The organism is Micromonospora sp. LOL_024 (assembly GCF_048060415.1).
Taxonomy (GTDB): Bacteria; Actinomycetota; Actinomycetes; order Mycobacteriales; family Micromonosporaceae; genus Micromonospora.
The window spans coordinates 279,923-302,294 of the sequence record NZ_JBHMIS010000001.1; the positions used below are offsets into that span (position 1 = coordinate 279,923).

General features: G+C 71.6%; 23 protein-coding genes and 1 pseudogene. 19 read left to right on the forward strand and 5 right to left on the reverse strand.

From position 1 onward, the window contains the following. Positions 1-24: 24 nt before the first annotated feature. The 3 genes from ACFHWY_RS01325 to ACFHWY_RS01335 are packed head-to-tail and all read right to left on the reverse strand — an operon-like array spanning position 25 to position 2,049. Positions 25-582 (reverse strand): CGNR zinc finger domain-containing protein, encoded by a 558-nt coding sequence (locus tag ACFHWY_RS01325; RefSeq protein ID WP_416578218.1) that lies wholly within the window; start codon positions 580-582, stop codon positions 25-27. A 19-nt stretch (positions 583-601) separates the two neighbouring features. Continuing rightward, on the reverse strand, positions 602-1,768 hold the full coding sequence (locus ACFHWY_RS01330; RefSeq protein WP_416578648.1) for a glutathionylspermidine synthase family protein: 1,167 nt from the start codon (positions 1,766-1,768) through the stop codon (positions 602-604). Positions 1,769-1,770: 2 nt separating this feature from the next. Further along, positions 1,771-2,049, reverse strand: coding sequence for a hypothetical protein (locus ACFHWY_RS01335; protein ID WP_416578219.1), 279 nt, complete (start codon positions 2,047-2,049; stop codon positions 1,771-1,773). A 104-nt stretch (positions 2,050-2,153) separates the two neighbouring features. On the opposite strand from ACFHWY_RS01335, the gene ACFHWY_RS01340 reads away from it, so the two are divergent. The 11 genes from ACFHWY_RS01340 (at position 2,154) to ACFHWY_RS01390 (ending at position 12,300) form a co-directional block, all read left to right on the forward strand. Then, entirely contained in the window at positions 2,154-3,074 is a 921-nt protein-coding gene (locus ACFHWY_RS01340; RefSeq protein WP_416578220.1) for a proline dehydrogenase family protein, read from the forward strand. A 90-nt stretch (positions 3,075-3,164) separates the two neighbouring features. After that, on the forward strand, positions 3,165-3,965 hold the full coding sequence (locus ACFHWY_RS01345; protein ID WP_416578221.1) for an alpha/beta fold hydrolase: 801 nt from the start codon (positions 3,165-3,167) through the stop codon (positions 3,963-3,965). Further along, positions 3,958-4,545 (forward strand): TetR/AcrR family transcriptional regulator, encoded by a 588-nt coding sequence (locus tag ACFHWY_RS01350; RefSeq protein WP_416578222.1) that lies wholly within the window; start codon positions 3,958-3,960, stop codon positions 4,543-4,545. Before ACFHWY_RS01345 ends, ACFHWY_RS01350 begins: the two co-directional genes overlap by 8 nt. A 72-nt stretch (positions 4,546-4,617) precedes the next feature. Next, positions 4,618-6,015, forward strand: coding sequence for a hypothetical protein (locus ACFHWY_RS01355; protein WP_416578223.1), 1,398 nt, complete (start codon positions 4,618-4,620; stop codon positions 6,013-6,015). A gap of 44 nt (positions 6,016-6,059) precedes the next feature. Then, a complete protein-coding gene (locus tag ACFHWY_RS01360) occupies positions 6,060-7,454 on the forward strand; it encodes an efflux RND transporter periplasmic adaptor subunit (protein ID WP_416578224.1) in 1,395 nt (464 codons plus the stop codon). Continuing rightward, a complete protein-coding gene (locus tag ACFHWY_RS01365) occupies positions 7,451-8,185 on the forward strand; it encodes an ABC transporter ATP-binding protein (protein ID WP_416578225.1) in 735 nt (244 codons plus the stop codon). Before ACFHWY_RS01360 ends, ACFHWY_RS01365 begins: the two co-directional genes overlap by 4 nt. Beyond that, complete coding sequence (locus ACFHWY_RS01370) at positions 8,182-9,366, forward strand: ABC transporter permease (protein WP_416578226.1); 1,185 nt, start codon at positions 8,182-8,184, stop codon at positions 9,364-9,366. The genes ACFHWY_RS01365 and ACFHWY_RS01370 overlap by 4 nt, the downstream gene beginning before the upstream one ends. 226 nt (positions 9,367-9,592) lie before the next feature. Next, positions 9,593-9,802: a helix-turn-helix domain-containing protein gene (locus ACFHWY_RS01375; protein WP_007465625.1), complete on the forward strand. Its 210-nt coding sequence runs from the start codon at positions 9,593-9,595 to the stop codon at positions 9,800-9,802. 222 nt (positions 9,803-10,024) lie between these two features. Next, positions 10,025-10,126 (forward strand): 30S ribosomal protein bS22, encoded by a 102-nt coding sequence (locus ACFHWY_RS01380; protein ID WP_007465623.1) that lies wholly within the window; start codon positions 10,025-10,027, stop codon positions 10,124-10,126. A gap of 114 nt (positions 10,127-10,240) precedes the next feature. Beyond that, positions 10,241-11,314, forward strand: a complete 1,074-nt coding sequence (locus ACFHWY_RS01385) for an NAD-dependent epimerase/dehydratase family protein (protein WP_416578227.1) — start codon at positions 10,241-10,243, stop codon at positions 11,312-11,314. Positions 11,315-11,388: 74 nt separating this feature from the next. Further along, a complete protein-coding gene (locus ACFHWY_RS01390) occupies positions 11,389-12,300 on the forward strand; it encodes a lysophospholipid acyltransferase family protein (RefSeq protein ID WP_416578649.1) in 912 nt (303 codons plus the stop codon). Positions 12,301-12,374: 74 nt separating this feature from the next. Here the strand turns inward: ACFHWY_RS01390 and ACFHWY_RS01395 are convergent, their stop codons facing one another. Together ACFHWY_RS01395 and ACFHWY_RS01400 are read right to left on the reverse strand one after the other, a co-directional pair. Next, entirely contained in the window at positions 12,375-13,238 is an 864-nt protein-coding gene (locus tag ACFHWY_RS01395; protein WP_416578228.1) for a DUF5667 domain-containing protein, read from the reverse strand. 283 nt (positions 13,239-13,521) lie between these two features. Then, positions 13,522-14,469, reverse strand: coding sequence for an ECF subfamily RNA polymerase sigma factor, BldN family (locus tag ACFHWY_RS01400; protein WP_416578229.1), 948 nt, complete (start codon positions 14,467-14,469; stop codon positions 13,522-13,524). Positions 14,470-15,102: 633 nt separating this feature from the next. Here ACFHWY_RS01400 and ACFHWY_RS01405 point away from each other — a divergent pair. The 8 genes and pseudogenes from ACFHWY_RS01405 to hemB all read left to right on the forward strand — a co-directional run. Then, positions 15,103-15,192 (forward strand): annotated as a pseudogene (locus tag ACFHWY_RS01405) (hypothetical protein); the annotation flags it as partial. Positions 15,193-15,480: 288 nt separating this feature from the next. Next, positions 15,481-15,732: a glutaredoxin family protein gene (locus ACFHWY_RS01410; protein WP_416578650.1), complete on the forward strand. Its 252-nt coding sequence runs from the start codon at positions 15,481-15,483 to the stop codon at positions 15,730-15,732. Positions 15,733-15,770: 38 nt separating this feature from the next. After that, positions 15,771-16,472 carry an HAD family hydrolase gene (locus tag ACFHWY_RS01415; RefSeq protein WP_416578230.1) on the forward strand — a complete coding sequence of 234 codons (702 nt, stop codon included), beginning with the start codon at positions 15,771-15,773 and terminating at the stop codon, positions 16,470-16,472. A 205-nt stretch (positions 16,473-16,677) separates the two neighbouring features. Further along, positions 16,678-17,448, forward strand: a complete 771-nt coding sequence (locus tag ACFHWY_RS01420) for a redox-sensing transcriptional repressor Rex (protein ID WP_416578231.1) — start codon at positions 16,678-16,680, stop codon at positions 17,446-17,448. After that, positions 17,445-18,773, forward strand: a complete 1,329-nt coding sequence (locus ACFHWY_RS01425) for a glutamyl-tRNA reductase (protein ID WP_416578232.1) — start codon at positions 17,445-17,447, stop codon at positions 18,771-18,773. The genes ACFHWY_RS01420 and ACFHWY_RS01425 overlap by 4 nt, the downstream gene beginning before the upstream one ends. After that, a complete protein-coding gene (hemC, locus tag ACFHWY_RS01430) occupies positions 18,770-19,738 on the forward strand; it encodes a hydroxymethylbilane synthase (RefSeq protein WP_416578233.1) in 969 nt (322 codons plus the stop codon). The genes ACFHWY_RS01425 and hemC overlap by 4 nt, the downstream gene beginning before the upstream one ends. Further along, on the forward strand, positions 19,735-21,315 hold the full coding sequence (locus ACFHWY_RS01435) for a uroporphyrinogen-III synthase (protein ID WP_416578234.1): 1,581 nt from the start codon (positions 19,735-19,737) through the stop codon (positions 21,313-21,315). Before hemC ends, ACFHWY_RS01435 begins: the two co-directional genes overlap by 4 nt. Positions 21,316-21,351: 36 nt before the next feature. Next, positions 21,352-22,335, forward strand: coding sequence for a porphobilinogen synthase (gene hemB / locus ACFHWY_RS01440; RefSeq protein WP_416578235.1), 984 nt, complete (start codon positions 21,352-21,354; stop codon positions 22,333-22,335). The last annotated feature ends 37 nt before the right edge of the window (positions 22,336-22,372 follow it).

Here is a 22,372-nt window from a genome sequence, read left to right on the forward strand (position 1 = left end):
GACGAGCGCGATCGGGTTGGCAGGTCAGGAGACCGGCGTCAACGGGTCCGGCTGGCTGGGCACGGCGGCCCGCTTACGGGCCCGGTGGGCGGCCACGTGTGAGCGGGTGGCGCACCGTTCCGAGCAGAACCGCCGGCAGCAGTTGGACGAGGTGTCCAGGTAGACGTTGCCGCAGCGGTCGTCGGCGCAGACACCGAACCGGGCGCTGCCGTACTCGCAGAGCCATACCGACAGGCCCCAGACCGCGCCGGCCAGGTACTCCGAACTGACCGAGGCACCCCGACTGGTGACGTGCATGTGCCAGTCGCTGGAGTCGTGCCCCGAGATGCGGGGCTGCACCGGGAAGGCTTCCAGGAGCGAGTTCAGCTCGGTGACCGCCCGGGAGTCCCGCCCGGAGGTGCCGTAGTCGAAAACGTCACGTAGCCGCTTCTGCGCCCGCCGGAAGGTCGTCAGATCCCGTTCCGCGATCTCGTCGCGCATCCAACCGTGATCGTCGGAAAAGAGGGCCCGCAGGTCGTCGAGGTCGTCCAACCGGGCGTTGACGAGCTCAACTCCGGTCCGGGCGTACGCGTCGAAGTTCACGCCTCCAAAGGTAGACGACTCACCCGGGGCGCGACGCTTCGATGTAGTGCGGCAGGAAGCGGGCGTAGCCGTCGGTGATCAGACTGGCGCTCTCCCGCAGCCCGGCGCCCGCCGATTCGCCGTCGACGACCCAGCTGCCCAGCACCATCCGGCTTCCGGCGAATTCGGGCAGTGCCCGGAACTCCTGGTAGCAGAAGCCCTCGTCACCGTAGTCGCCCGGATTGGTGATCTCCCCAGTCGCGGTGACGATCCGGACCCCGGCCCCCTCCCGCCCGAGCAGCGGCTTGGCGACGTACTCCGACATCCCGCGCGGCGAGTCCAGGTACGCCGGTAGCAGAAGTTCGTGGCCCGGAAACAGCTCCCAGAGCACGGCCAGCAGCGCCTTGTTGGACAGCAGCAGTTTCCACACCGGCTCGATCCAGGTGGTCGGCGTGCCGGGCTTCAGCGCCAACGGTCCGTACGGTTCGGCGAGCATCCACTCCCACGGGTAGAGCTTGAAGCAGGTGGTGACCGGCTGGTCCGCGGTGTCGACGAAGCGCCGGCCATCCCAGCCGACGTCCTGGATGGGCAGCAGCTCCACGTCCAGCCCGGCCTGGCGGGCCGTCTCGGCCAGGTAGCCGGCGGTCATGTGGTCCTCGCCGGTCTCCTCCTCGTTGGACCAGAGCACGTGCACCCGCCGGTCGTGCAGGTCCGTGCCGATCTTCGCCCAGGTGGCGACCAGCCGCTCGTGCAGGCTGTTCCACTGGTCCAGCTCGGTCCGGGTGTGCTCCAGCCAGTACCACTGGATGATGCTCGCCTCGACCAGCGCGGTCGGGGTGTCGGCGTTGTACTCCAGCAGCTTCGGGGGCCAGCTGCCGTCGTACCAGAGATCGAAACGGCCGTAGAGGGTAGGTGGCTTCTCCCTCAGCGAGCGGGCGACCGCCTCGGCCGCGACTGCGGGTATACCGAACTCGGCGTACCGGTTGCGGGCCACCACATGTTCGGCGGCGACCACCGACATCCGGTGCAGTTCCTCGGTGGCCTCCTCTAGCCGCAGCACCTCGTCCAGCTCGAAGGCGTACGCCGCACTCTCGTCCCAGTACGACATCACCCCGCCGTCGGGCAGTTCGGTGTCGACGTACACCAGGCCCTGCTCGCGGATGGTGGTGTCCCAGCCGGGGCGCGGGGTCGTCTGCTCGCGGCGCACGCTCACCCGCCGCAGGAGGCGAGATGGGTTCCGAAGCCGCCCCGATCGGGTACGGCCGCCCCGACGGGCTCAGCCGCGCCGCGCTCGGCGGCGCCGGTGGCAGCTGCCGGGGTCCGCATGGCCAGGGCCACGGTGTCACCGCCGCCGGCCGGGCCGAGGGCGCAGTCGTCATCGTCGTCGTCGGAGGGCATGTCGCAGCCGGTGAGGGCGAGCGCCAGAGCGGTGAGCGCGCCGAGCTGCACGGAGGCCGACCGGAGTCGGCGTCGAGGGCGGTTTTCCACGTCATCGTTGTAACCGATGCGTGCCAGGAGCGTTGAAAAGGGGCCCCTGCTTGCACCTTGGGCGGGCGTGCGTTGGCGGGCCGGACGGGCGTTACGCTCGGCACATGCTCCGTTCCGTCATCCTCGCCGCCTCCCGGTCGTCCCGGGTCGAGCGGCTCGTCGCGACGGCCCCGTTCTCCCGGGACGTCGTGCGCCGGTTCGTGGCCGGCACCAAGATCACCGACGCGTTGCGCGCGACCCGCGAACTCGTCGACGACGGTCTCGCGGTGACCCTCGACAACCTCGGTGAGGACACCGTCACCGGTGAGCAGGCCACCGCCACCCGGGACGAGTACCTCGCCCTGCTGCGGATGCTGGGCGAGGCGGGGCTGACGCCCGCCGCCGAGGTGAGTGTGAAGCTTTCCGCGCTCGGGCAGAGCTTCGACGAGCAACTCGCCCACGACAACGCCCGGGCGATCTGTGCCGCCGCCGAGGCGGCGGGCACCACCGTCACGTTGGACATGGAGGACCACACCACCACCGACTCGACCCTGGACATCCTGGCCAAGCTGCGCAAGGACTTCCCGTCGACCGGGGCGGTGCTCCAGGCGTACCTGCGGCGGACCGAGTCGGACTGTCGTGACCTGACGTCGGCCGGGTCCCGGGTGCGGCTGTGCAAGGGGGCGTACTCCGAGCCGGAGTCGGTGGCGTACGAGTCGGCCCGGGAGGTCGACAAGTCCTACGTCCGCTGCCTGAACATCCTGATGTCCGGCGACGGCTACCCGATGCTGGCCACTCACGACCCGCGCCTGATCGCCATCGGCGAGGACCGGGCCCGCTGGTTCGATCGGGGGCACGCCGGCTTCGAGTTCCAGATGCTCTACGGCATCCGGCCGGAGGAGCAGGCCCGCCTGGTCGGTGAGGGCTACACGGTGCGGACCTACGTGCCGTACGGCGACGACTGGTACGGCTATCTGATGCGTCGCCTCGCCGAGCGTCCTGCCAACCTGGCCTTCTTCGCCCGCGCACTCGCGTCCAAGAGCTGACTCTATCCCGATGTTGGGTCACCGGCCGTCCGGGGCGGGACCGGGGACCTGTCCTTGACGCATTCAGCTAATAGGGTTAGCTTATTGGCTATGACTGTTAGCTTTGTGGGGCGGGACGGCGGGCGGATCGCGTACGAGGTGCACGGGCGGGGGCCGCTGGTGGTCCTGGCGCACGGCATGGGGGAGAACCGCCACTCCTACCGCCACCTGATCCCACTGCTGGCCGATGCGGGCTACCGGGTGGCCTCGGTGGACGTGCGGGGGCACGGCGACTCCAGCACCGGCTGGCCGTCGTACGCCCCGGCGGAGGTGGGCGGCGATCTGCTCGCAGTGGTACGCGATCTTGGCGGCGGTCCGGCCGTCCTGGTCGGCAACTCCTCCAGTGCCGCTGCCGTGGTCTTCGCCGCCACCGAGGCGCCGGAGCAGGTCGGCGGCATCGTGCTGGTCGGCGCGTTCGTCGAGCAGCGCAAGCTCAACGCCCTCATCCGGCTGGCCCAGGCCGCGGTGCTGCGCAGTCCGCGGCTGTTCGGGATGTTCCACCGCACCCTCTTCCCGGTGCACCGTCCGGCCGACGACGCGGAGTACCGCAGGCAGCTGGTGACGGCGCTGCGCCGTCCCGGCCGGATGGCACCGGTACGGGGCGTGATCGTCCCGGTCCAGCCACACTGGACCGCACAGGCCCCGCTGGTGCGGCAGCCGGTGTTGGTGCTGATGGGATCGAAGGACCCCGACTTCCCCGATCCGGCCGGCGAGGCCCGGGCCGCCCGGCGGCTCTTCGCAGTCGCCGAGGCCCGCATGATCGCCGATGCCGGCCACTACCCGCACGCCGACCAGCCGGCGGCGATGCTCGCCGACCTGGTCGACTTCATGGCGGTCACCGATCGTGCCTAGGGCAGGGCTCACCACGCAGGTCGTCGTGCACGAGGCGGCCCGGCTCGCCGACGAGGTCGGGTCCGACCGGCTTACCCTCGCCGCGTTGGCGAACCGGCTCGGCGTCGCGCTGCCCAGCCTCTACAAGCACGTCAAGGGCGCCGACGCGCTGGCGCAGAAGCTGTCGGCATTGGCCACCGCCGAGCTCGCCGAGGAGATGACCACGGCTGCCGCCGGCCGCAGCGGCGAGGACGCGCTCTGGGCCGTCGCCGCCGCCTACCGCTCGTACGCGCACCGGCATCCCGGCCGGTACCCGTCCGCCCAGCGGGTGCCGGACCCGGCCGATCCGGCGCACCTGGCCGCCGGGCAGCGTGCGGTCGGAGTCGTCTACGCCATCCTTCGGGGATACGGCATCGACGGTGACCCGGCGGTGGACGCCGTCCGGATGTTCCGGGCCGCCGTGCACGGCTTCGTCTCGCTGGAGGCGACCGGTGACTTCGGACTACCCCGCGCGGTGGACCACTCCTTCGACCGGATGGTCGCGGCCCTCGGCGTCGCGTTCCGCACCTGGCCCACCAGTGGGCAGAGCGGCGCGGACTGATCATCCGGGCAGCCGGGACACTTCGCCGGAGGGCCCATTCCGCTGACCCGGCCGGAGCCGTAACCTTCGCCGGTGACCGACGGGGGAAACACGGCCGGAAACCATCCGACGCCGATCGAAACGACGCTGCCCGATGCGACAGCAGCCGAGACTGTGACGGACGAGGTGGCGGTGCCCGGTCGGCAGCGACGCCGGCGCTGGCCGCTGTGGTCGGCGCTCGTCGCGGTCGTGCTGGTGACCGGTGGCGTGCCCGCGGCGCTGCTGGCCGACCGGCTGCGGAACCGTGACGTCGGGACGCCCGCCACGGCCGCCTCGCCGCCGGAGAACCCGACCACCATCGCCGCGCGACAGGTCGCCGAGCGGATCACCGCGCAGCTGGACCGGCAGGCCGCGGCACTGCTCGGCGGGGACCGCCCCGGGTTCCTGGCGGTCGCGGAAGCCGCCGTCGTCCGGGCCGACCTGCGTCGCCGGTTCACCTCGCTCCAGGCGCTGCGGGTGACCCGTTGGGAGGCCCGGGCGAACGGTCTGCCCACGTCGGCCGGCAAGGCCGGTGAGTGGCGGCTGGCGGTCGAGTTCCGCTACTGCTTCGTGCTGCCGGAGTGTGAGACCAGTCCGCTGATCGTCGACACCTTATGGCGCGACGGCACCGAGCCCCGCCTGCTCTCGCTCGGAAAGTCGAAGACCGCCCCGTCGTACGGCGACCGGTCGAACGGGCAGCCCGGCAACCTCCCCTGGGAGGTCAGCGAGTTGGTCTCCAAGGTCGGCAAGCGGACGGTGGTGGCCACCGTGCCGGCGCACCGTCACCGGCTACCGGGCCTGCTCAAGCGGGCCGAGGCGGCGGCGAAGGTGGCCGACGGGTACGTGGTGAGCGGTGTCGCACCCGACCGGTACCGGATCTTCTACGCGGGCCAGAAGGAGTGGAAGCGGTGGTACGGCGGGGACCATCCGCAGTGGAGCGCCGGGTACGCGGTGAACGTCGGCGGCGGCCACTACGAGATCGCGCTCGCGCCCGACAGCTTCGACTACGGCACCGGCCTTGACGACGTGCTCCGGCACGAGCTGGCACACGCCGCCTCCCTGCCCGAGAAGCGGGACTACTCGGACGACTCCACCTGGTGGTTGGTCGAAGGGGTGGCCGAACTCGCCGCGGTCGACGGCCAGCCGGTCGACCGCTACGAGGGGCTGGACTCCGTCCGGCGGTCGGTCAAGGGCGACTGGGACGGCGAGCTCGACTCCCTCACCCCCGACGAGGACACCTCGGACGACCAGGTGACCGGCAGCTACGGCATCGCATACCTCGCCACCCAGTACCTCGTCGACCGGTTCGGCGAGGAACGGCTGTTCGCCTTCGTCAAGGCGGTGGTGCACGACCGGCGGGTGCCGGCACAGACCTCCGAGGAGATCTTCGACGAGTCCTGGGCCAGCCTGCACAAGAAGTGCGTGGCGTACGTCCGGGCTGCCGTGCGCTGAGAGCGGGCGGGGCTTCGTCACCAAGGTCGACGTGGGCTCGTAGCATGTGTCGGGTGCGCCGCACCGACTCGCCGCGGCTGCCCGCAGCCACGCGGCCCCGCCTGCTCACCGCCCTGCTCACCGTCGCCGTCCTGACGCTCACCACCGCCGCCTCCTGTGGCGGCGACGAGCCGTCGATCACGCTCTCCTCGGCCGCGTGGGCCGCCGTGGCCGAGGAGATCGACGCACCGGCCACGGTCACCGCCCGGGCCGCGGCGACCCTCACCGCCCCCGCCGACGGCACGCTGGCCCGCCTTCGGGTCGAGCCGGGCCAACGGGTCAAGCGGGGCCAGGTGCTCGCCGTGATCAAATCACCGTCGGCGCAGGAGCGGCTCCGCCAGGCACGCGCCGCGCTCGACGCGGCGAAGCGGGCCGGTGGTGGCGGTGGCGGCGGCGACCTGGCGGGTTCGCTGCGCGGCACCGACCGCGCGGCCGACGAGGCGCACGCCGCCGCCCGCGCGGCAGCGGCGAAGATCAGTGACCCGGAGCTGCGGAAGGCGCTGACCAGACAGGTCGAGGCCGCCCAGCGGCAGTACACCGCCGCCGCCCGCGCCGCCGACCGGGCGGTACGTGAGGTGCAGCGCGGCGTCCGCAACCTGAACTCGGCTGTCGGCGCGCTCGCCACCGCCCAACGGCTCCAGGCACAGCAGGCGTACGACCTGGCGAAGGCGACGGTCGACGCGTTGACCCTGCGCGCACCGATCCCCGGAGTCGTACAGCCCGGCGGTGTCAGCGCCGGCGGCTCCTCGGCGGGTGCGCTCGCCGGACTGCTCGACTCGGGTGCGCTGCCCGCCGGTATCGGCGCGGAGGCGCTCGGCGCCGGGCCGGCCGGCCCGCCGTTGGGGGTGGACACCGCCGTCCCGGTGGGTGGCCGGGTCACCGCCGGCACCCCGGTGCTGACCGTGGTGGACACCGGTGAGCTGGGCCTGCTGGCCGAGGTGGACGAGACGGACGTGCTGCTGGTCCGGGTCGGTCTCACCGGCATCGTCGAGGTGGACGCGGTGCCCGGTGCCACGTACGAGGCGATCGTCCGTTCGATCGACGTGCTGCCCAGCACCGCTGCCCGGGGCGGGGTGAGCTACCGGGTCCGGCTGGCCCTCGGTGCCGGGCGGTTCGGCGAGGCCGAGCCCGCGCCGGCGCCACGTCCCGGAATGAACGCGGTGCTGCGGCTGCGGGTCCGGGAAGCGGCGGACGCGGTGACGGTGCCCGCGTCGGCGGTGTTCTCCGCTGACGGGCGGGACACGGTCTGGTTGGTCCGCGACGGCCGGGCCGACCGGGCGGTGGTAACCGTCGGGGTCCAGGGCCAGGACCTGGTGCAGATCGTCGACGGGGTGCAGGCCGGCGACCGGATCGTGATCCGTGGCACCGACCATGTCCGCGAGGGCCAGGAGGTCGGGTGAGCCGGGCCCCGGCGATCGAGGCGGTCGCCGTGTCCCGGACGTACCACCTGGACGGGGTGTCGGTGCCCGCGCTGCGGGGCGTGTCGCTGACCGTCGGGGCCGGCGACTACCTGGCGCTGGTCGGTCCCTCCGGGTCGGGCAAGTCCACGCTGATGCATCTGCTGGGCGGGCTCGACCGACCGACCGCTGGCCGGCTGGTGATCGGCGGGCGGGAGGTGGGCACCCTCTCCCCGCCGGAGCTGGCACGGTTGCGCAACGAGACCATCGGTTTCGTCTTCCAGGCGTTTCACCTGCTGCCGCGGACGTCGGCGGTGGACAACGTGGCGCTGCCGCTGGTCTACCGGGGTGTCGGTGCCCGACAGCGGCGTGAGCGCGCCGCCGCGATGCTCGGGCGGGTCGGCCTGGGGCACCGACTGCACCATCGGCCCAACCAGCTCTCCGGCGGCGAGCAGCAGCGGGTGGCGATAGCCCGGGCGCTGGTGACCGACCCGACCGTGCTGTTGGCCGACGAGCCGACCGGCAACCTGGACAGCACCACCGGTGCCGCGGTTCTGGAGTTGCTGGAGCGGCTCAACACCGAGTCCGGGGTGGCGCTGGTGATGGTCACCCACGACGCGGAGGTGGCGGCGCGGGCGCGGCGACGTGTCGCGATGCGGGACGGCGTGGTCGTGGCCGACAGCGGAACCGTCCCGGGCGAGGCGAGCCCGGCTGACGGCGGGGTTGGCTCGTGAGGCTCGCCGAGGCGTGGCGGGTGGCGTGGGACGCACTGCGGGCCAACCGGATGCGCAGCGCCCTGACCATGCTCGGGGTGGTCATCGGGGTGGCTTCCGTGGTGCTGCTGGTGGCCATCGGCACCGGTACGAAGCAGCGGGTCGAGCAGCAGGTGGAGGGCCTGGGCTCCAATCTGCTGCTGGTCGTGCCGGGGCGGCTCGACGTGGGCTCGGCGCCGGCGGTCTCGCCGCTGACCCTCCAGGATGTGGACGCGGTCGGGCGGGTGGTCGGCGACCCGAGCCGGGTGGCCGTGACGGTCGCCTCCGGGGCGACCGTCCGGGCCGGGAGCCGAGAGGACTTCACCACCGTGCAGGGGGTGCTGGAGACCACCCCGACGGTCTTCGCCCGGGAATTGGCCCGGGGCCGCTATCTGACCGGCTCCGACGTGGACACCGGCCGGCGGGTCGCGGTGCTCGGCGACTCGGTCGCCCGGTCACTCTTCCCGGACCGTGAGGCGGTCGGCCAGCAGATCAACGTGGCCGGAGTGCGGTTCCGGGTGATCGGCGTCTTCGTGCCGCTCGGGCAGAGCCTCGGCGTCGACCGGGACGACGAGGTGCACATCCCGGTGACCGCGGCGCAGCGGTTGTACGGCACCCAGCGGGTCGACGCGATCGCGGTGAAGGCACCGGACCGGGAGCGGATCGACGAGTTGGGCGAGCGGATCGTGGCCGAGTTGAACGGCCGTCATCCGGGTACCGAGTTCAGCGCGGTCACCCAGGAGCAGATCCTCGGTGTCCTGGGCGACATCCTCGGCATTCTGACCGGCGTGCTGGCCGCCATCGCGGGGATCTCGCTGTTGGTCGGCGGCGTCGGGGTCTCCAACATCATGCTCGTCTCGGTACGCGAGCGGACCCGGGAGATCGGGTTGCGGAAGGCGGTCGGCGCCCGTCCAAGGGACATCGGGGTCCAGTTCCTGCTGGAGGCGGTGCTGTTGACCTCGATCGGCGGGCTGACCGGGATGGCTCTCGGCGTGGGCGGCGCGCTGCTGGTGGCCGCCCTGTCACCGATCCCGGCGGCGGTCACCTGGTGGTCGCTGGCGCTTGCGTTCGGCGTGTCGGCGGCGGTCGGGATCGTCTTCGGTGTGGTGCCCGCGCTGCGGGCCGGCCGGCTCGATCCGGTGGTTGCCCTGCGCGCCGAGTGACGCCGGCGATACCCAAGGCCGAGGTTGATCGTTGCGCGAAAACCGGTCCAGGCACCCGACCAGGGGATTTTCACCTCCTGGCGGGATTGACCGCATGATCAGTTGCAGGAAGGGATCGCGCCGGTCACAGCCGTCCCGCTACCGTACTGGTAACACGCGCGTCGCCCGCCGCGCGGGAGCACCCGGGTGGCGGCACGCGCCGGGCATGGGATGGGTCGGGTGAGCCATGGCCGGGTCGCAGTCCGACGGTCGGCTGTCGGAGGTCAAGTTCCTCACCGTCGCCGAGGTGGCGACGGTGATGCGGGTGTCGAAAATGACGGTCTACCGCCTGGTACACAGCGGCGAGTTGACCGCCGTGCGGGTGGGTAGGTCGTTCCGGGTGCCCGAGCACGCGGTGCACGAGTATCTCCGTGGCGCCTTCCAGGAGACTGCCTGACCGGGGGTGGACCGGGTTCGTGGTGGGCCCGGTGGCAGGCTGTCGACAGGGGGCGCGTTGGTCCCGCTGACGCATCCCCGCTACGCTGGACTCTGATCGTGACCGTTGGTGCGCTCCGCCGCCTACCCCGCCGGTCCGGTTCCTGTCCGCAAGCGGTCGCCGACACCACAGTTTCGTGGTGTCCTACCGGTCGCGCCGCACGTTGCATCGAAAGGCTTTCGTATGGGCTCGGTGGTCAAGAAGCGCCGCAAGCGCATGGCTAAGAAGAAGCACCGCAAGCTGCTGCGCAAGACCCGCGTCCAGCGTCGCCGTCTCGGCAAGTGACGGCCGCCGGGCTGCGGCCCGGCACCGTCCTTGCCAACTGTCGACCCCCGGAGGCTCAGTGATCAGGCCGTGGTTGCCCCGGCTTGATCTCAGCTGCCGGGGAAGGCGTCAGACATGACCCCCGGTGGTTCCCAGAGCCATCCGGGGGTCGTTGTCGTAACCGGGGTCAGTCGATACCTCGGTGCGCACGTCGCCGCCCGCCTCGCGGTCGACCCACGGGTCGACCGGGTCATCGGCATCGACCTGCCCGAGCCGGGTCCGGAGGTCGCCGCCCTGCTCGACCAGGTCGAACGGATCCGGGTCGACGCCGGGTCTGTCGGTGGTCTCCTCGCCGACCTGGACGTGGACACCGTGGTGCACCTGGCACTGGTCAGCGCCCCCGACCCGCAGCACGGCGGTCGGGCGGCGATGAAGGAGCAGAACGTCATCGGCACCATGCAACTGCTCGCAGCCTGCCAGCGGGCGCCACAGCTGCGCAAGATCGTGGTTCGTTCCTCCACGGCCGCGTACGGTGCGTCGTTCCGGGATCCGGCTGTCTTCACCGAGGAGACCGAGCCACGCGAGGTGCCGCGCGGCGGTTTCGGCCGCGACATCCTCGACATCGAGGGGTACGTCCGTGGCTTCCGCCGTCGGCGCCCCACTGTCACCGCGACGGTGTTGCGTTTCGCGCCGTTCATCGGCTCGACGGCGGACACCACGCTGACCCGGTACTTCGCCCAGCCGGTGGTGCCCACCATCTTCGGTCGGGACGCCCGGCTGCAATTCCTGCACTTCGACGACGCGCTGGAGGTGCTGCACCGGTCGGTCGTCGAGGATCACCCGGGCACCTACAACGTCGCCGGGCCGGGCGTGCTCGCGCTGTCCCAGGCGATCCGTCGGGCCGGCCGTATCGCCGTGCCGGTCCTGGAGCCGGGGGTGTCCGGCACCGTCGCACTCGCCCGGACGATGGGCCTCGGCCGCTACGGCCTCGACCAGGTCGACCTCTTCGTGCACGGTCGGGTGGTGGACATCTCCCGGCTGGAGCGTGAGTACGGCTTCACTCCCCGCTCGACCGCCGCCGCTTTCGACGACTTCATCCGCGCGCACCACGGTCGTGCCGTGGTCACCCGAGAACAGTTGGCCGCCGCCGAACAGGTGGTACTCGACCGTATCAGGCAGGTCCGCGCCGCGGTTCGGGAGCGGTCGTGACCGAGCCGGACGAGCAGCGTGACAAGGCGCGCCTCGGTGACCGGTACTCCGTACCGCCATCGGTCGTGCCGGCGGTGGATCCGGTCCGGCACAACGGGCACCACCCGGTCGGGCCGCCCGCGTCGGCTGTGCCGGATCAGCCGGGCGACGTCTGGGACCAACGGATCGCCGGTGGCCTGGCGTTCCTGCGCCGCCGGCTGGCAGGCGACTACGAGGTGGACGAGTTCGGCTTCGACCCGGAGCTGACCGAGGCGGTCTTCCACCCGCTGTTGCGGCGGCTCTACCGCGACTGGTTCCGCACCGAGGTCGGTGGTCTGGAGAACGTCTCTGCCGACGGGGCGGGACTGATCGTCGGAAACCACTCGGGCACCGTGGCCCTGGATGCGTTGATCCTCTCCACCGCTCTGCATCACGAGCATCCGGACCACCGGTACCTGCGGCTGCTCGGCGCCGACCTGGTCTTCCGGATGCCGGTGGTGTCCGAGATCGCCCGCAAGACCGGCGGCACGGTGGCCTGCAATCCCGACGTGGAGCGGCTTCTGCGTGGCGGCGAACTCGTGGGCGTCTTTCCGGAGGGCTTCAAGGGAATCGGCAAGCTGTACGCGGAGCGCTACAAGCTACAGCGCTTCGGTCGGGGTGGTTTCGTCTCGGCGGCGCTGCGGACCGGCACCCCGATCATCCCGGTCGCGATCGTCGGCGGCGAGGAAATCTATCCGATGCTCGCCGACATCAAGCCGCTCGCCCGGCTGCTCAAGCTCCCGTTCTTCCCGGTGACGCCGACCTTCCCCTGGCTCGGGCCACTGGGCATGGTGCCACTGCCGAGCAAGTGGCTGATCGAGTTCTGCCCGCCGATCCCGACGGCTCACCTGGTCGATTCCGCGGACGACCCGCTGGTCGTGTTCAATCTCGCCGACCAGGTGCGGGAAACTATCCAGCAGACCCTGCACCGGTTGCTGGAGCGCCGTCCGGACCCGTTCGGCCCCTAGCGAGAGCCGTACATCCGAGTCGACCCGCCCGGGCACCACACCGGTGTCAGGCGGGCCGGCGGGCGGTCGCCCGATCAGGGACAGGTGCCGGGCGTCGGGCCGAGGTCGTCGCTGGCTGTGGTGGCCTGCCGGCCGCAGGTGATGGTGGCGCGCAGCGCGTCGGCGCGCAGCGCGACCGAATCCAGCAGGGACAGTGACTGCGAGGTGCGTGCCCGGTCTGCTCGGGGGTTGGTGTCCACGATCGCGCCAAGGGAGCGCCGCTGCCGGGTGACGAAGGCGTCGACCGCGTTCAGCGCCGCGGGATCCGAGCGCTGGGCGGCGGCTCCGGTCAGTAGGCGGACGCCCTGCCGGGTGTCCGCGTCCATGTCGTCCAGCACCGCACGGTAGCCGGCCCGGTCGTCCCGCATGGAGGACGCCTCGACCAGCCGGGTCCGGGCGAAGTCGAGGAAGAGCTGGCCCCGGCTGATCTCGGAGCTGGTGAGCGCCAGCTGGGCCCGTTCGGTGCCGCGCTTCATCCCGTAGAGCGCGTCACCAGGCACGGCGTTCTCGCTGGCGGCCGAGATGCCGGAGAGGGCAATGGCTCCGCCCGCGATGCCGACCAGGATCGCGCCCCGGGCGCGTGCCCGGCGGGCGGTGACGGCCGGCAGCAGCGCGCCCCGGCCGAAGGTCGCCTTCTGCGGTGCCGGCGCGGCGGTGGGCGCCGCACCCATCCCCTCGCGGACGGCGGTGGCCACCAGCATCGCCCGCAGGCCGGTGCGGAACTCCGGATCTACCTGGGCCGCGGGCGGTTCGACACCGAGCCGCTGACCGAGCATGACCAGCGGCGTGAGCTGATCGTCGTCTCGTGATCGGACATGATGGCGTCGGCCGCCGTTGGCTTCGTCGAGAAGCTGCGCGAAGCGCTCGGCGCGCCGACGGGAGAAGAGGGCGTTATCCACCGTGGCACCTCCACTCGCTGGGCGCGGCCGGGTTGGCCGCGTTGACCGCCAGCGACCGATGACCTTGGGACACGCGACGAAGGCCGTGGTCGGCTCCGTCGGAGGTCAGCCGGAGGGCCCGGGTGGTCCCGGCCGGTCACCGGTCGTACCCGGAAAAACGCGCCATACCGGGGGCGGGTTACGGGCCGGTCGTGGTCGAAAATTACGCAAAGTGATCGCTTTCCGGCCATGAGGTGCACCAGGTCGCCCCGTGCGGCGGCCGATGACGATGACTGTGCCGACGCTACGGTTGGAAGCCGTCGGGAAGCAGCCGTGCCAGGGCGCGGACGGCCCGGTATTGCAGTGCTTTGATCGCGCCCTCGTTCTTGCCCATCGAGCGGGCCGTCTCAGCCACCGAGAAGCCCTGCAGGAAGCGGAGCACGATGCACTCCTGCTGCTCTGGATTGAGGCGTTTGACGGCCGTCAGCAGGGCCACGTTGGTGATGTGTTCCACGACGGCCGCCTCCGGACTGCCTTCCGGGCCGCGGTCCTCGCGGTCGGCGTCGAGCACGTCGCCGGTGGTCACCTCCAGCCGGTACCGGCCCGACTTGAAGTGGTCGGCGACCAGGTTGCGCGCGATGGTGACCAGCCAGGCCCCGAGGTCGCGCCCCTGCCAGGTGAAACTGCCGATCCGTTTGAGGGCGCGCAGGAACGTGTCGGAGGTGAGGTCCTCGGCGAGTTGACGGTTGCCGACCCGGAAGTAGACGAAGCGGAACACGGTGTCGACGTACCGGTCGTAGATCAGTCCGAATGCCTCGGCCTCACCGGCTTGGGCGCGTTCGACCAGGGTCCAGACCTCGGTGGCCGGATCGGACGGGTCGGGTCGACTCGGGAATCCGGTGGCCGTGTCGGCCGGGCTGGTGACGGCCGGTAGCACCGCGGTGTCGGTGGTCGCCAACTCGGTGACCGGCGCGTCCCCGCTGCGCCGGGCCTGGACCGGCATCGTCGGCCTGCTGGGCGAGGCGATCCGACCGCCTGCGGGTTTCGCGTTTCCGCCTGGCACCGGTGGTCGTGGTGGTGGCTCGTTCTGGTGTGGCCGGTTGCCTACCCGACGCGCGGCGCTCTCACTCCGGGCGGTGAGGTTGCCGGCCGAGTCCTGCGGGCTGTGGGCGCTGCCGCGTTCGTTGACCGGGTTGCGGGCGGCGGGGCCGGTCAGGCCGACCGGGCGCTCCGCGAAGCCGAAGGCGGTCATCGCGCCGTCTCCGTTGCGTCGGTCGTGGCCGCGCGGGCTACGACCGTCGGCCCGGGCGGATGACCGTCGGGCAGAGCGGTGGTGGGATGTGCCGGCGGGCGGCAGATCCCCTTGAGGTGCTGGTCCAATGCGCTCAACGGCACGGGGGCCTCCTCGGGCTGAGGGGTGTCGACTCACGGCAAAATGGGGTGAGCCGACCCGAGTGATGATAGGGCCAACGTCACCCGCGCGTGGCAAGTCCGTTACACAGGGCCAAAGTATTTCCCGACGTGTCGCACACCTGGCGGACCGCTTGTCCGTCGGGTGTGGTTGACAATCGAGTGCCCGGCTGCTCCGTAGTGGAGGCGGTGTTATCCCTGCTAACGGGCTGGATCGACCAGCTGTGACGGAGGCCGCCGGAGGCCGGCGGGACGGCCTCGTACCGATACTGGCGGCGATGCCCCGCCGCGTCCAGCCCGCACCGTCGGTGACCCTGTGGAAGTTCCGTCTACGGGACTGCGTCAGGCCGGCCCGCGGGAGGGGAGTGACGGACCACGACGTCGACCGATGTCCGCAGGACGTGGCCGGGCGGGTCGCGCTGTGCCAGACTCAGCCACTGTGCAGTACCCGGACTCAGCCACGGGCGAGTTGCTGATGGTCAACAGCTTCGACGTGTACCCGCACGAGGTGGAACTGGTGCTTTTGGCGCATCCGGCGGTGGCGGAGTCGGCGGTAGTGGGCGTGCCGCACCGCAGGACCGGGGAAACTGTGCGGGCGTACGTGATTCCGGTGTCGGGGGCCGGGTGGCCGGCCCGGAGCTCATTGACCACTGCGCGCGTGATCTCGCCAGATCCAGGTTCCCGGACGGCGTCGAGTTCGTCGACGTTCCACCGCGTTCCGCTAACGGGAAGTACGCAGGACATGCCGCGGCCGGACGCCGCCGACGGGGTACTGCCCTGCCCACCGTGTCGTCCCCGGCGGCACCACCCGAGCCCGACCAACCGGCGCCGGCCGGCACGACGGAGGAGACCGATGCGTGAGCCCCGCCTGACCCTGATCACCCGACCCGGCTGCCACCTGTGCGAGGACGCCAGGGCGGCGCTCGCCCGGGTGGTAGCGGTCACCGGCGACCGGTGGACCGAGCGGGACGTCAGCGGCGACCTCGAGCTGGAACGCGAGTACGGCGACCGGCTGCCGGTGGTGCTGCTGGATGGCAAGGAGCACGGGTACTGGCGGGTTGAGGAGGAACGCCTGCTGCGTGACCTGACCACTCCGCAACTCTGAGGTGTCCTGAGCCTGTGGTGTCTGGATAGGGTGCGGCGATGAGCCCTGCGCGCACCCACCTGGTGTGGGATTGGAACGGCACCCTGCTCGACGATCTCGATCTGGTGGTGGCCTGCACCAACGCCGTGTTCGCCAGCGTGGGCGGGCCGGCGGTGACCGCGGCCGAGCACCGGGTCCGGTTTCGCCGGCCGATCGCGGACTACTACGCGGAGGTGCTCGGGCAGGCGGTGGACGCCGAGGCGTTCGGCCGGTTGGACCGGATCTTCCATGACGCGTACCGGGTGGGGCTCACCACCTGTGAACTGTCACACGACGCCGTGCAGGCGATGTCGGCCTGGCCGGGTACCCAGTCGCTGTTGTCCATGTGGTTCCACGACGAGTTGGTGCCCGCGGTCCGCACCTACGGGTTGGCCGGCCGCTTCGCCCGGGTCGACGGGCTGCGGGCGGGGGTCGGTGGTGACCGCAAGGCGGAGTCGCTGGCGCGGCACCTCGACGAGTTGGGCGTGGACGGCCGCTCGGTGGTGCTGATCGGCGACTCGATCGACGATGCCGACGCCGCGCTCTCGGTGGGCGGTCGCGCCGTTCTCTACGCCGGTGGCTTCACCGACCAGGCGCGCCTTGCGGCGTCGGGCCACCCGGTCGCCGAAACCCTCACCAGGGCCGTCCAGCTCGCGGGGATGGCCGCGTGCGATTGGTCAGAGAAGTCGGAATTGAGCCATAATCGCTCGGTGGTCGGATAGGGCATTTGTCGATCTTGTGAGTTGAGGGGGGCTGGTGAGTGCGCGGGACGTGCCGACAAGATCGCGATTTGTGCACGTCTTCACAAGCGCCTACTCTGTAATTTAGACGCGCCCTGCTAGCACAGCCGGCAACATCGGTCGCCAGTGGGAGTCCCGAAATGGCCGACCGGTGGAGTTGGTCGAGGATCGCACCGCACGGAGTCTCATGAGTCAGCACCGTCACCCTGGCGCGCCCGGCCGCGCCGGTGCCGTACCGGCGCTCCCGGACCTGCCCGAGGCAACGGTTGCCCGGCTCCCCGAGTACCTCCGTGCCCTGCACAATCTCGCCGAAACCGGTCACGAAACGGTATCCAGCGAAGGGCTCGCAAACGCCGCCGGAGTGAACTCGGCGAAGCTCCGCAAAGATCTCTCCCAGCTCGGCTCGTACGGGACCCGGGGCGTCGGCTACGACGTGGCGCTGTTGATCGAGCAGATCGAGTATGTGCTCGGCCTCACCCAGCGCCGGGCCGTCGCACTGGTCGGCGTGGGTAATCTCGGTCACGCCCTGGCCGGCTATGACGGCTTCGCCAGCCGTGGCTTCCGGATCGCCGCGCTCTTCGACGCCGACCAGGAACGGGTCGGCGAGGAGATCAACGGCCTGGTCGTCCGGCACATCGACGAGCTGCCCCGGGTGGCGACCGATGAGTCCATCGCGATCGGCGTCATCGCCACCCCCGCAGCCGCCGCCCAGCGGGTGGCCGACCAACTGGTCTCCGTCGGTGTGACGAGCATCCTGAACTTCGCGCCGTGCGTGCTCTCGGTCCCCGAAGGGGTCGACGTGCGCAAGGTCGACCTCGCCATCGAGCTGCAGATCCTGTCGTTCCACGAACACCGCAAGGCATCCCTGACCGCACTCCCCGCAGCCGGTGGGCCCGCGCTCACCGCCCTGCCCGGCGGACTCACGGTCACCGAGAGCCAGGAGGCGATCGGCACGTGAAACTCATCGTCGTCGGTGCGTCCTACCGCACCGCACCGGTCGCCATCCTGGAACGGCTCGCGGTGCCACCCAGCGGGCTCGACCGCACCCTGGGCCGGCTGGTCACACAGCCGTACGTGAGTGAGGCCGTCCTCGTCTCCACCTGCAACCGGGTGGAGGTCTACGCGGCGGTGTCCGGCTTCCACGGCGGTCTCGGGGACATCTGCGCCATCCTCGCCGAGCAGGCCGGTTGCCAGCCGGCCGCGCTGGCCAACCACCTCTACGTGCACTTCGACTCGGCCGCGGTGGATCACGTCTTCCGGGTGGCCGCCGGCCTGGACTCGATGGTGATCGGCGAGGCGCAGATCCTCGGTCAACTCCGGGACGCGTACCACTGGGCCAGCGATGCGGACACCGCCGGTCGGCTGCTGCACGAGCTGATGCAGCAGGCGCTGCGGGTCGGCAAGCGGGCCCACTCCGAGACCGGCATCGACCGGGCCGGCCAGAGCGTGGTCACCGCCGCGCTGGGGATGGCCGCCGGCCACCTCGACGACGACCTCACCGACCGTCCCGCGCTGGTCGTGGGAGCCGGGGCGATGGGCTCGCTCGGGGTCGCGACGCTGTCCCGGCTCGGCGCCGGCCCACTGACCGTCACCAACCGCAGCACCGACCGGGCCGTCCGCCTCGCCGAGTCCTACGGCGCTGTCGCACGGCCGATGGCGGAGCTGGCCGACACGCTAGCGACGGTGGACATCGTGGTGGCCGCCACCGCGTCCACCGAACCGGTCCTCACCCGCGAGGTGGTCGCCGACGCGGTCGCCGCACGCGGTACCGGGCGCGGTCCGCTGGTCCTGCTCGATCTTGCCGTACCGCGCGACGTCGGCCCGGGAGTCGCCGAGCTGCCCGGCGTCGAGGTGATCGACATCGACCGGATGGCGGAGCTGCTCACCGACGGTCCGGTCGCCGCGGATGCCGCCGCCGTCGAGCGCATCGTGGCCGGCGAGGTCGAGTCCTTCCTCACCTGGCTGCGCGGCGCCGACGTGGCACCGACCGTCGCCGCCCTGCGCGGCCGGGCGGACGACGTGGTCACCACCGAACTGCGGCGGCTCGCGCAGCGCCGTCCCGACCTCACCGACGACCAGCGCGCCGAGGTCGCCCGAACCGTGCACCGGGTGGTCCAGCGGCTGCTGCACCAGCCGACCGTCCGGGTCCGTCAACTAGCCGCCGAGCCCGGCGGTGACCAGTACGCGGCCCTGCTACGCGAACTGTTCGACCTGCAGGTCCCGCAGACCTCCCCGGTCGACACCGTGCCCGACATCACCCCACCCACCGGAGGTGAGCGATGAGCGCCCCGCTGCGCCTCGGTACCCGGGGCAGTAAACTGGCGACGGCCCAGTCCGGGCAGGTCGCCGACGCGCTGACCGCCCGCACCGGACGCCCCGTCGAACTGGTCGAGGTGGTCACTGCCGGTGACCGCTCCAATGCTCCGGTGCATCGGCTCGGTGTCGGCGTGTTCGTCTCCGCGCTGCGTGACGCGCTGGTCGCCGGGACGATCGACTTCGCCGTGCACTCGTACAAGGACCTGCCCACCGCGACCGCGCCGGGGCTGCACATCGCCGCGGTGCCGCAGCGGCAGGACCCGCGCGACGCGCTCGTCGCCCGGGACGGCAAGACGCTGGCCGAGCTCGCTGCCGGAGCGAACGTCGGCACCGGTGCGCTACGCCGGATCGCCCAGCTGCACGCGCTGGGCCTACAACTGTCGGTCACTCCGATCCGGGGCAACATCGACACCCGGCTGGGCCGGGTGCTCGGGCCGGAAGCCGACCTGGACGCCGTCGTCCTGGCCCGGGCGGGCCTGGCCCGCATCGACCGGACCGACGCCATCACCGAGACACTCGACCCGATGCTGATGCTGCCGGCGCCCGCTCAGGGTGCGCTGGCGGTGGAGTGCCGGGTCGACGACCCTGATCTGGTCGAACTGCTCGCCATGCTCGACGACGCGCCGTCGCGCGCCGCGATCACCGCGGAGCGGGCGATGCTCGCCACCCTGGAGGCCGGCTGCTCCGCTCCGGTCGCCGCCTACGCCGAAGTCGCGGAAGGCGACACCGGTGATGAGATTTATCTGCGCGGGGCGGTGATCAGCCCGGACGGCACTCGCGAGGTCAGGCTGTCCCGCACCGGTACGCCCGCCGACGCGGCGGAGATCGGCAAGGCACTCGCCACCGAACTCCTCGAACTCGGCGCCGACTCGATCCTCGGCCCGCAAGGACACGACGGCCTGGGGACCCAGCAATTTGGGAGCACAGAATGACCCGCACCCGTAAGCCCGTAGGCCGGATCGCGTTCGTCGGGGCCGGACCCGGCGACCCTGGCCTGCTGACCCGCCGGGCGCACGACGCCCTGGTCGACGCCGACCAGGTGGTGTACGACCGGGGGGTCCCCGAGTCGTTGCTCGACGTCGTCCGTGCCGAAGCCAGGCAGGATGCCCAGTTCACTCCGGCGGAGGGCGCGCCGGGCGACGTGGCGAAGGTGCTGATCTCGGCCGCCCGCTCCGGGCAGAACGCGGTGCACCTGGTTGCCGGCGACCCGTTCGGCCACGACTCGGTGGTCAAGGAGGTGCAGGCGGTGGCGCGTACCGCCGCGCACTTCGAGGTGGTGCCCGGAGTCGGGCAGGCCGAGGGGGTGGCCACCTACGCGGGTGTGCCGCTGCCGGGCGTGCGTACCGCCGCCGACGTCGAGGACGTCGGCACCCTGGACTTCGACGCGCTGGCCGCGGCCGTGCAGCGCGGTTCGCTGGCCCTGGCGGTCGACGCCGGCGACCTCGCCGCCATCCGTGACGGGCTGCTCGCCGCCGGGGTGGACGGCGGCACCGACGTCGGGGTGACCGGAGACGGCACCGGCGAGACGCAGTACACCACCACTTCGAGCGTGGACTCCTTCGTCGCGGCGGCACTCGGCTTCACCGGTCGGGTCGTGCTGACCGTCGGTGAAGGCGTCGGTCAGCGGGACAAGCTCAGCTGGTGGGAGAACCGCCCGCTGTACGGCTGGAAGGTGCTGGTGCCCCGCACCAAGGAGCAGGCCGGTGCGATGAGCGCCCGACTGCGCGCGTACGGGGCGATTCCGTGCGAGGTGCCGACGATCGCGGTGGAGCCGCCGCGTACCCCGGCCCAGATGGAGCGGGCAGTCAAGGGCCTGGTCGACGGCCGGTACGCCTGGATCATCTTCACCTCCGTCAACGCGGTACGGGCGGTCTGGGAGAAGTTCGGCGAGCACGGCCTGGACGCCCGGCACTTCGGGGGCGTGAAGATCGCCTGTATCGGCGAGGCGACCGCCGAGGCGGTCCGCGCCTTCGGTATCCAACCGGAGCTGGTCCCCGCCGGGGAACAGTCCTCCGAGGGAATGCTGGCCGAGTTCTCCCCGCACGACGAGGTACTGGACCCGGTCGGCCGGGTGCTGCTGCCGCGCGCCGACATCGCCACCGAGACGCTCGCCGCCGGGCTCACCGAGCGTGGTTGGGAGGTCGACGACGTGACCGCGTACCGGACGGTCCGGGCCGCCCCGCCGCCCGCCGAGATCCGCGACGCGATCAAGTCGGGTGGGTTCGACGCGGTGCTGTTCACCTCGTCGTCCACGGTCCGGAACCTGGTCGGCATCGCCGGCAAGCCGCACGCGCGTACCGTTGTTGCCGTCATCGGGCCCAAGACCGCGGAGACCGCGACGGAGTTCGGCCTGCGGGTCGACGTGCAGCCGCCGCACGCCTCGGTGCCCGATCTGGTGGAGGCGCTCGCCGGCTACGCCGTCGAGCTGCGGGAGAAGCTCGCCGCGATGCCGGCGAAGCAGCGCCGTGGTTCGAAGGTGCAGGGGCCGACCGCGCTGAGGTTCCGGTAGTCGCCGCGTCGTTGCGGTAGTCGTCAAGGAGGCCCCATGCCGTACCCCGAGATCCGGCCCCGCCGGCTGCGCCGCACCCCGGCGGTACGGCGGTTGGTCTCCGAGACCCGTATCGACCCGGCCGAGCTTGTCGTGCCGATGTTCGTCAAGGAGGGGGCGACCGAGCCGCGGGCCATCGCCGCGATGCCCGGTGTGCTCCAGCACTCGCGTGATTCGCTGCGCAAGGCGGCGGTGGAGGCGGTGCGGGCCGGCGTCGGCGGGATCATGCTGTTCGGGGTGCCGGCCTCGCGTGACGGGCACGGCTCCGGCGGCACCGACCCGGACGGCATTCTGAACGTCGCGATCCGTGACGTGGTCTCCGAGGTGGGCGACGCCAGCGTGGTGATGAGCGACCTCTGCCTGGACGAGTTCACCTCCCACGGGCACTGTGGTCTACTCACCCCGGCCGGGGAGGTCGACAACGACGCGACTCTCGCCGCGTACGCCGAGATGGCGGTGGCCCAGGCTGCCGCCGGGGTGGCGGTGGTCGGTCCGTCCGGGATGATGGACGGCCAGGTCGGGGTGGTACGCCGGGCCCTGGACGCGGCCGGCCACACCGAGGTGGCCGTGCTGGCGTACGCCGCCAAGTACGCCTCCGCGTTCTACGGCCCGTTCCGGGACGCCGTGGAGTCGGCGTTGGAGGGGGACCGGCGTACCTACCAGCAGGACCCGGCGAACCTGCGCGAGTCGCTGCGCGAGGTCGCGTTGGACGTTGCCGAGGGCGCCGACATCGTGATGGTCAAGCCCGCCCTGCCGTACCTCGACGTGGTCGCGGCGGTCCGTGCCGCCGTGGACGTCCCGGTCGCCGCCTACCAGGTCTCCGGCGAGTACGCGATGGTCGAGGCGGCTGCCGCGAACGGGTGGATCGACCGGGAGCGGGTGATGCTGGAAACCCTCACCTCGATCCGCCGCGCCGGCGCCCAGATCATCCTCACCTACTGGGCCGTCGAGGCCGCCCATCTGCTCCGCCAGCGCTACTGACCTGATCCGGTCCGTCAGCCGCCGGTCCGTCCGCCAT

Bases quoted from the DNA above. Each gene is read 5' to 3' on its own strand.
- ACFHWY_RS01375 (WP_007465625.1), top strand. From the start codon at position 9,593: ATGGCCGGGTCGCAGTCCGACGGTCGGCTGTCGGAGGTCAAGTTCCTC.
- ACFHWY_RS01415 (WP_416578230.1), top strand. From the start codon at position 15,771: ATGAGCCCTGCGCGCACCCACCTGGTGTGGGATTGGAACGGCACCCTG.
- ACFHWY_RS01400 (WP_416578229.1), bottom strand. From the start codon at position 14,469: ATGACCGCCTTCGGCTTCGCGGAGCGCCCGGTCGGCCTGACCGGCCCC.
- ACFHWY_RS01385 (WP_416578227.1), top strand. From the start codon at position 10,241: ATGACCCCCGGTGGTTCCCAGAGCCATCCGGGGGTCGTTGTCGTAACC.
- ACFHWY_RS01410 (WP_416578650.1), top strand. From the start codon at position 15,481: ATGCGTGAGCCCCGCCTGACCCTGATCACCCGACCCGGCTGCCACCTG.
- ACFHWY_RS01340 (WP_416578220.1), top strand. From the start codon at position 2,154: ATGCTCCGTTCCGTCATCCTCGCCGCCTCCCGGTCGTCCCGGGTCGAG.
- ACFHWY_RS01345 (WP_416578221.1), top strand. From the start codon at position 3,165: ATGACTGTTAGCTTTGTGGGGCGGGACGGCGGGCGGATCGCGTACGAG.
- ACFHWY_RS01380 (WP_007465623.1), top strand. From the start codon at position 10,025: ATGGGCTCGGTGGTCAAGAAGCGCCGCAAGCGCATGGCTAAGAAGAAG.
- hemC (WP_416578233.1), top strand. From the start codon at position 18,770: ATGAGCGCCCCGCTGCGCCTCGGTACCCGGGGCAGTAAACTGGCGACG.
- ACFHWY_RS01435 (WP_416578234.1), top strand. From the start codon at position 19,735: ATGACCCGCACCCGTAAGCCCGTAGGCCGGATCGCGTTCGTCGGGGCC.
- ACFHWY_RS01420 (WP_416578231.1), top strand. From the start codon at position 16,678: ATGAGTCAGCACCGTCACCCTGGCGCGCCCGGCCGCGCCGGTGCCGTA.
- hemB (WP_416578235.1), top strand. From the start codon at position 21,352: ATGCCGTACCCCGAGATCCGGCCCCGCCGGCTGCGCCGCACCCCGGCG.
- ACFHWY_RS01360 (WP_416578224.1), top strand. From the start codon at position 6,060: ATGTGTCGGGTGCGCCGCACCGACTCGCCGCGGCTGCCCGCAGCCACG.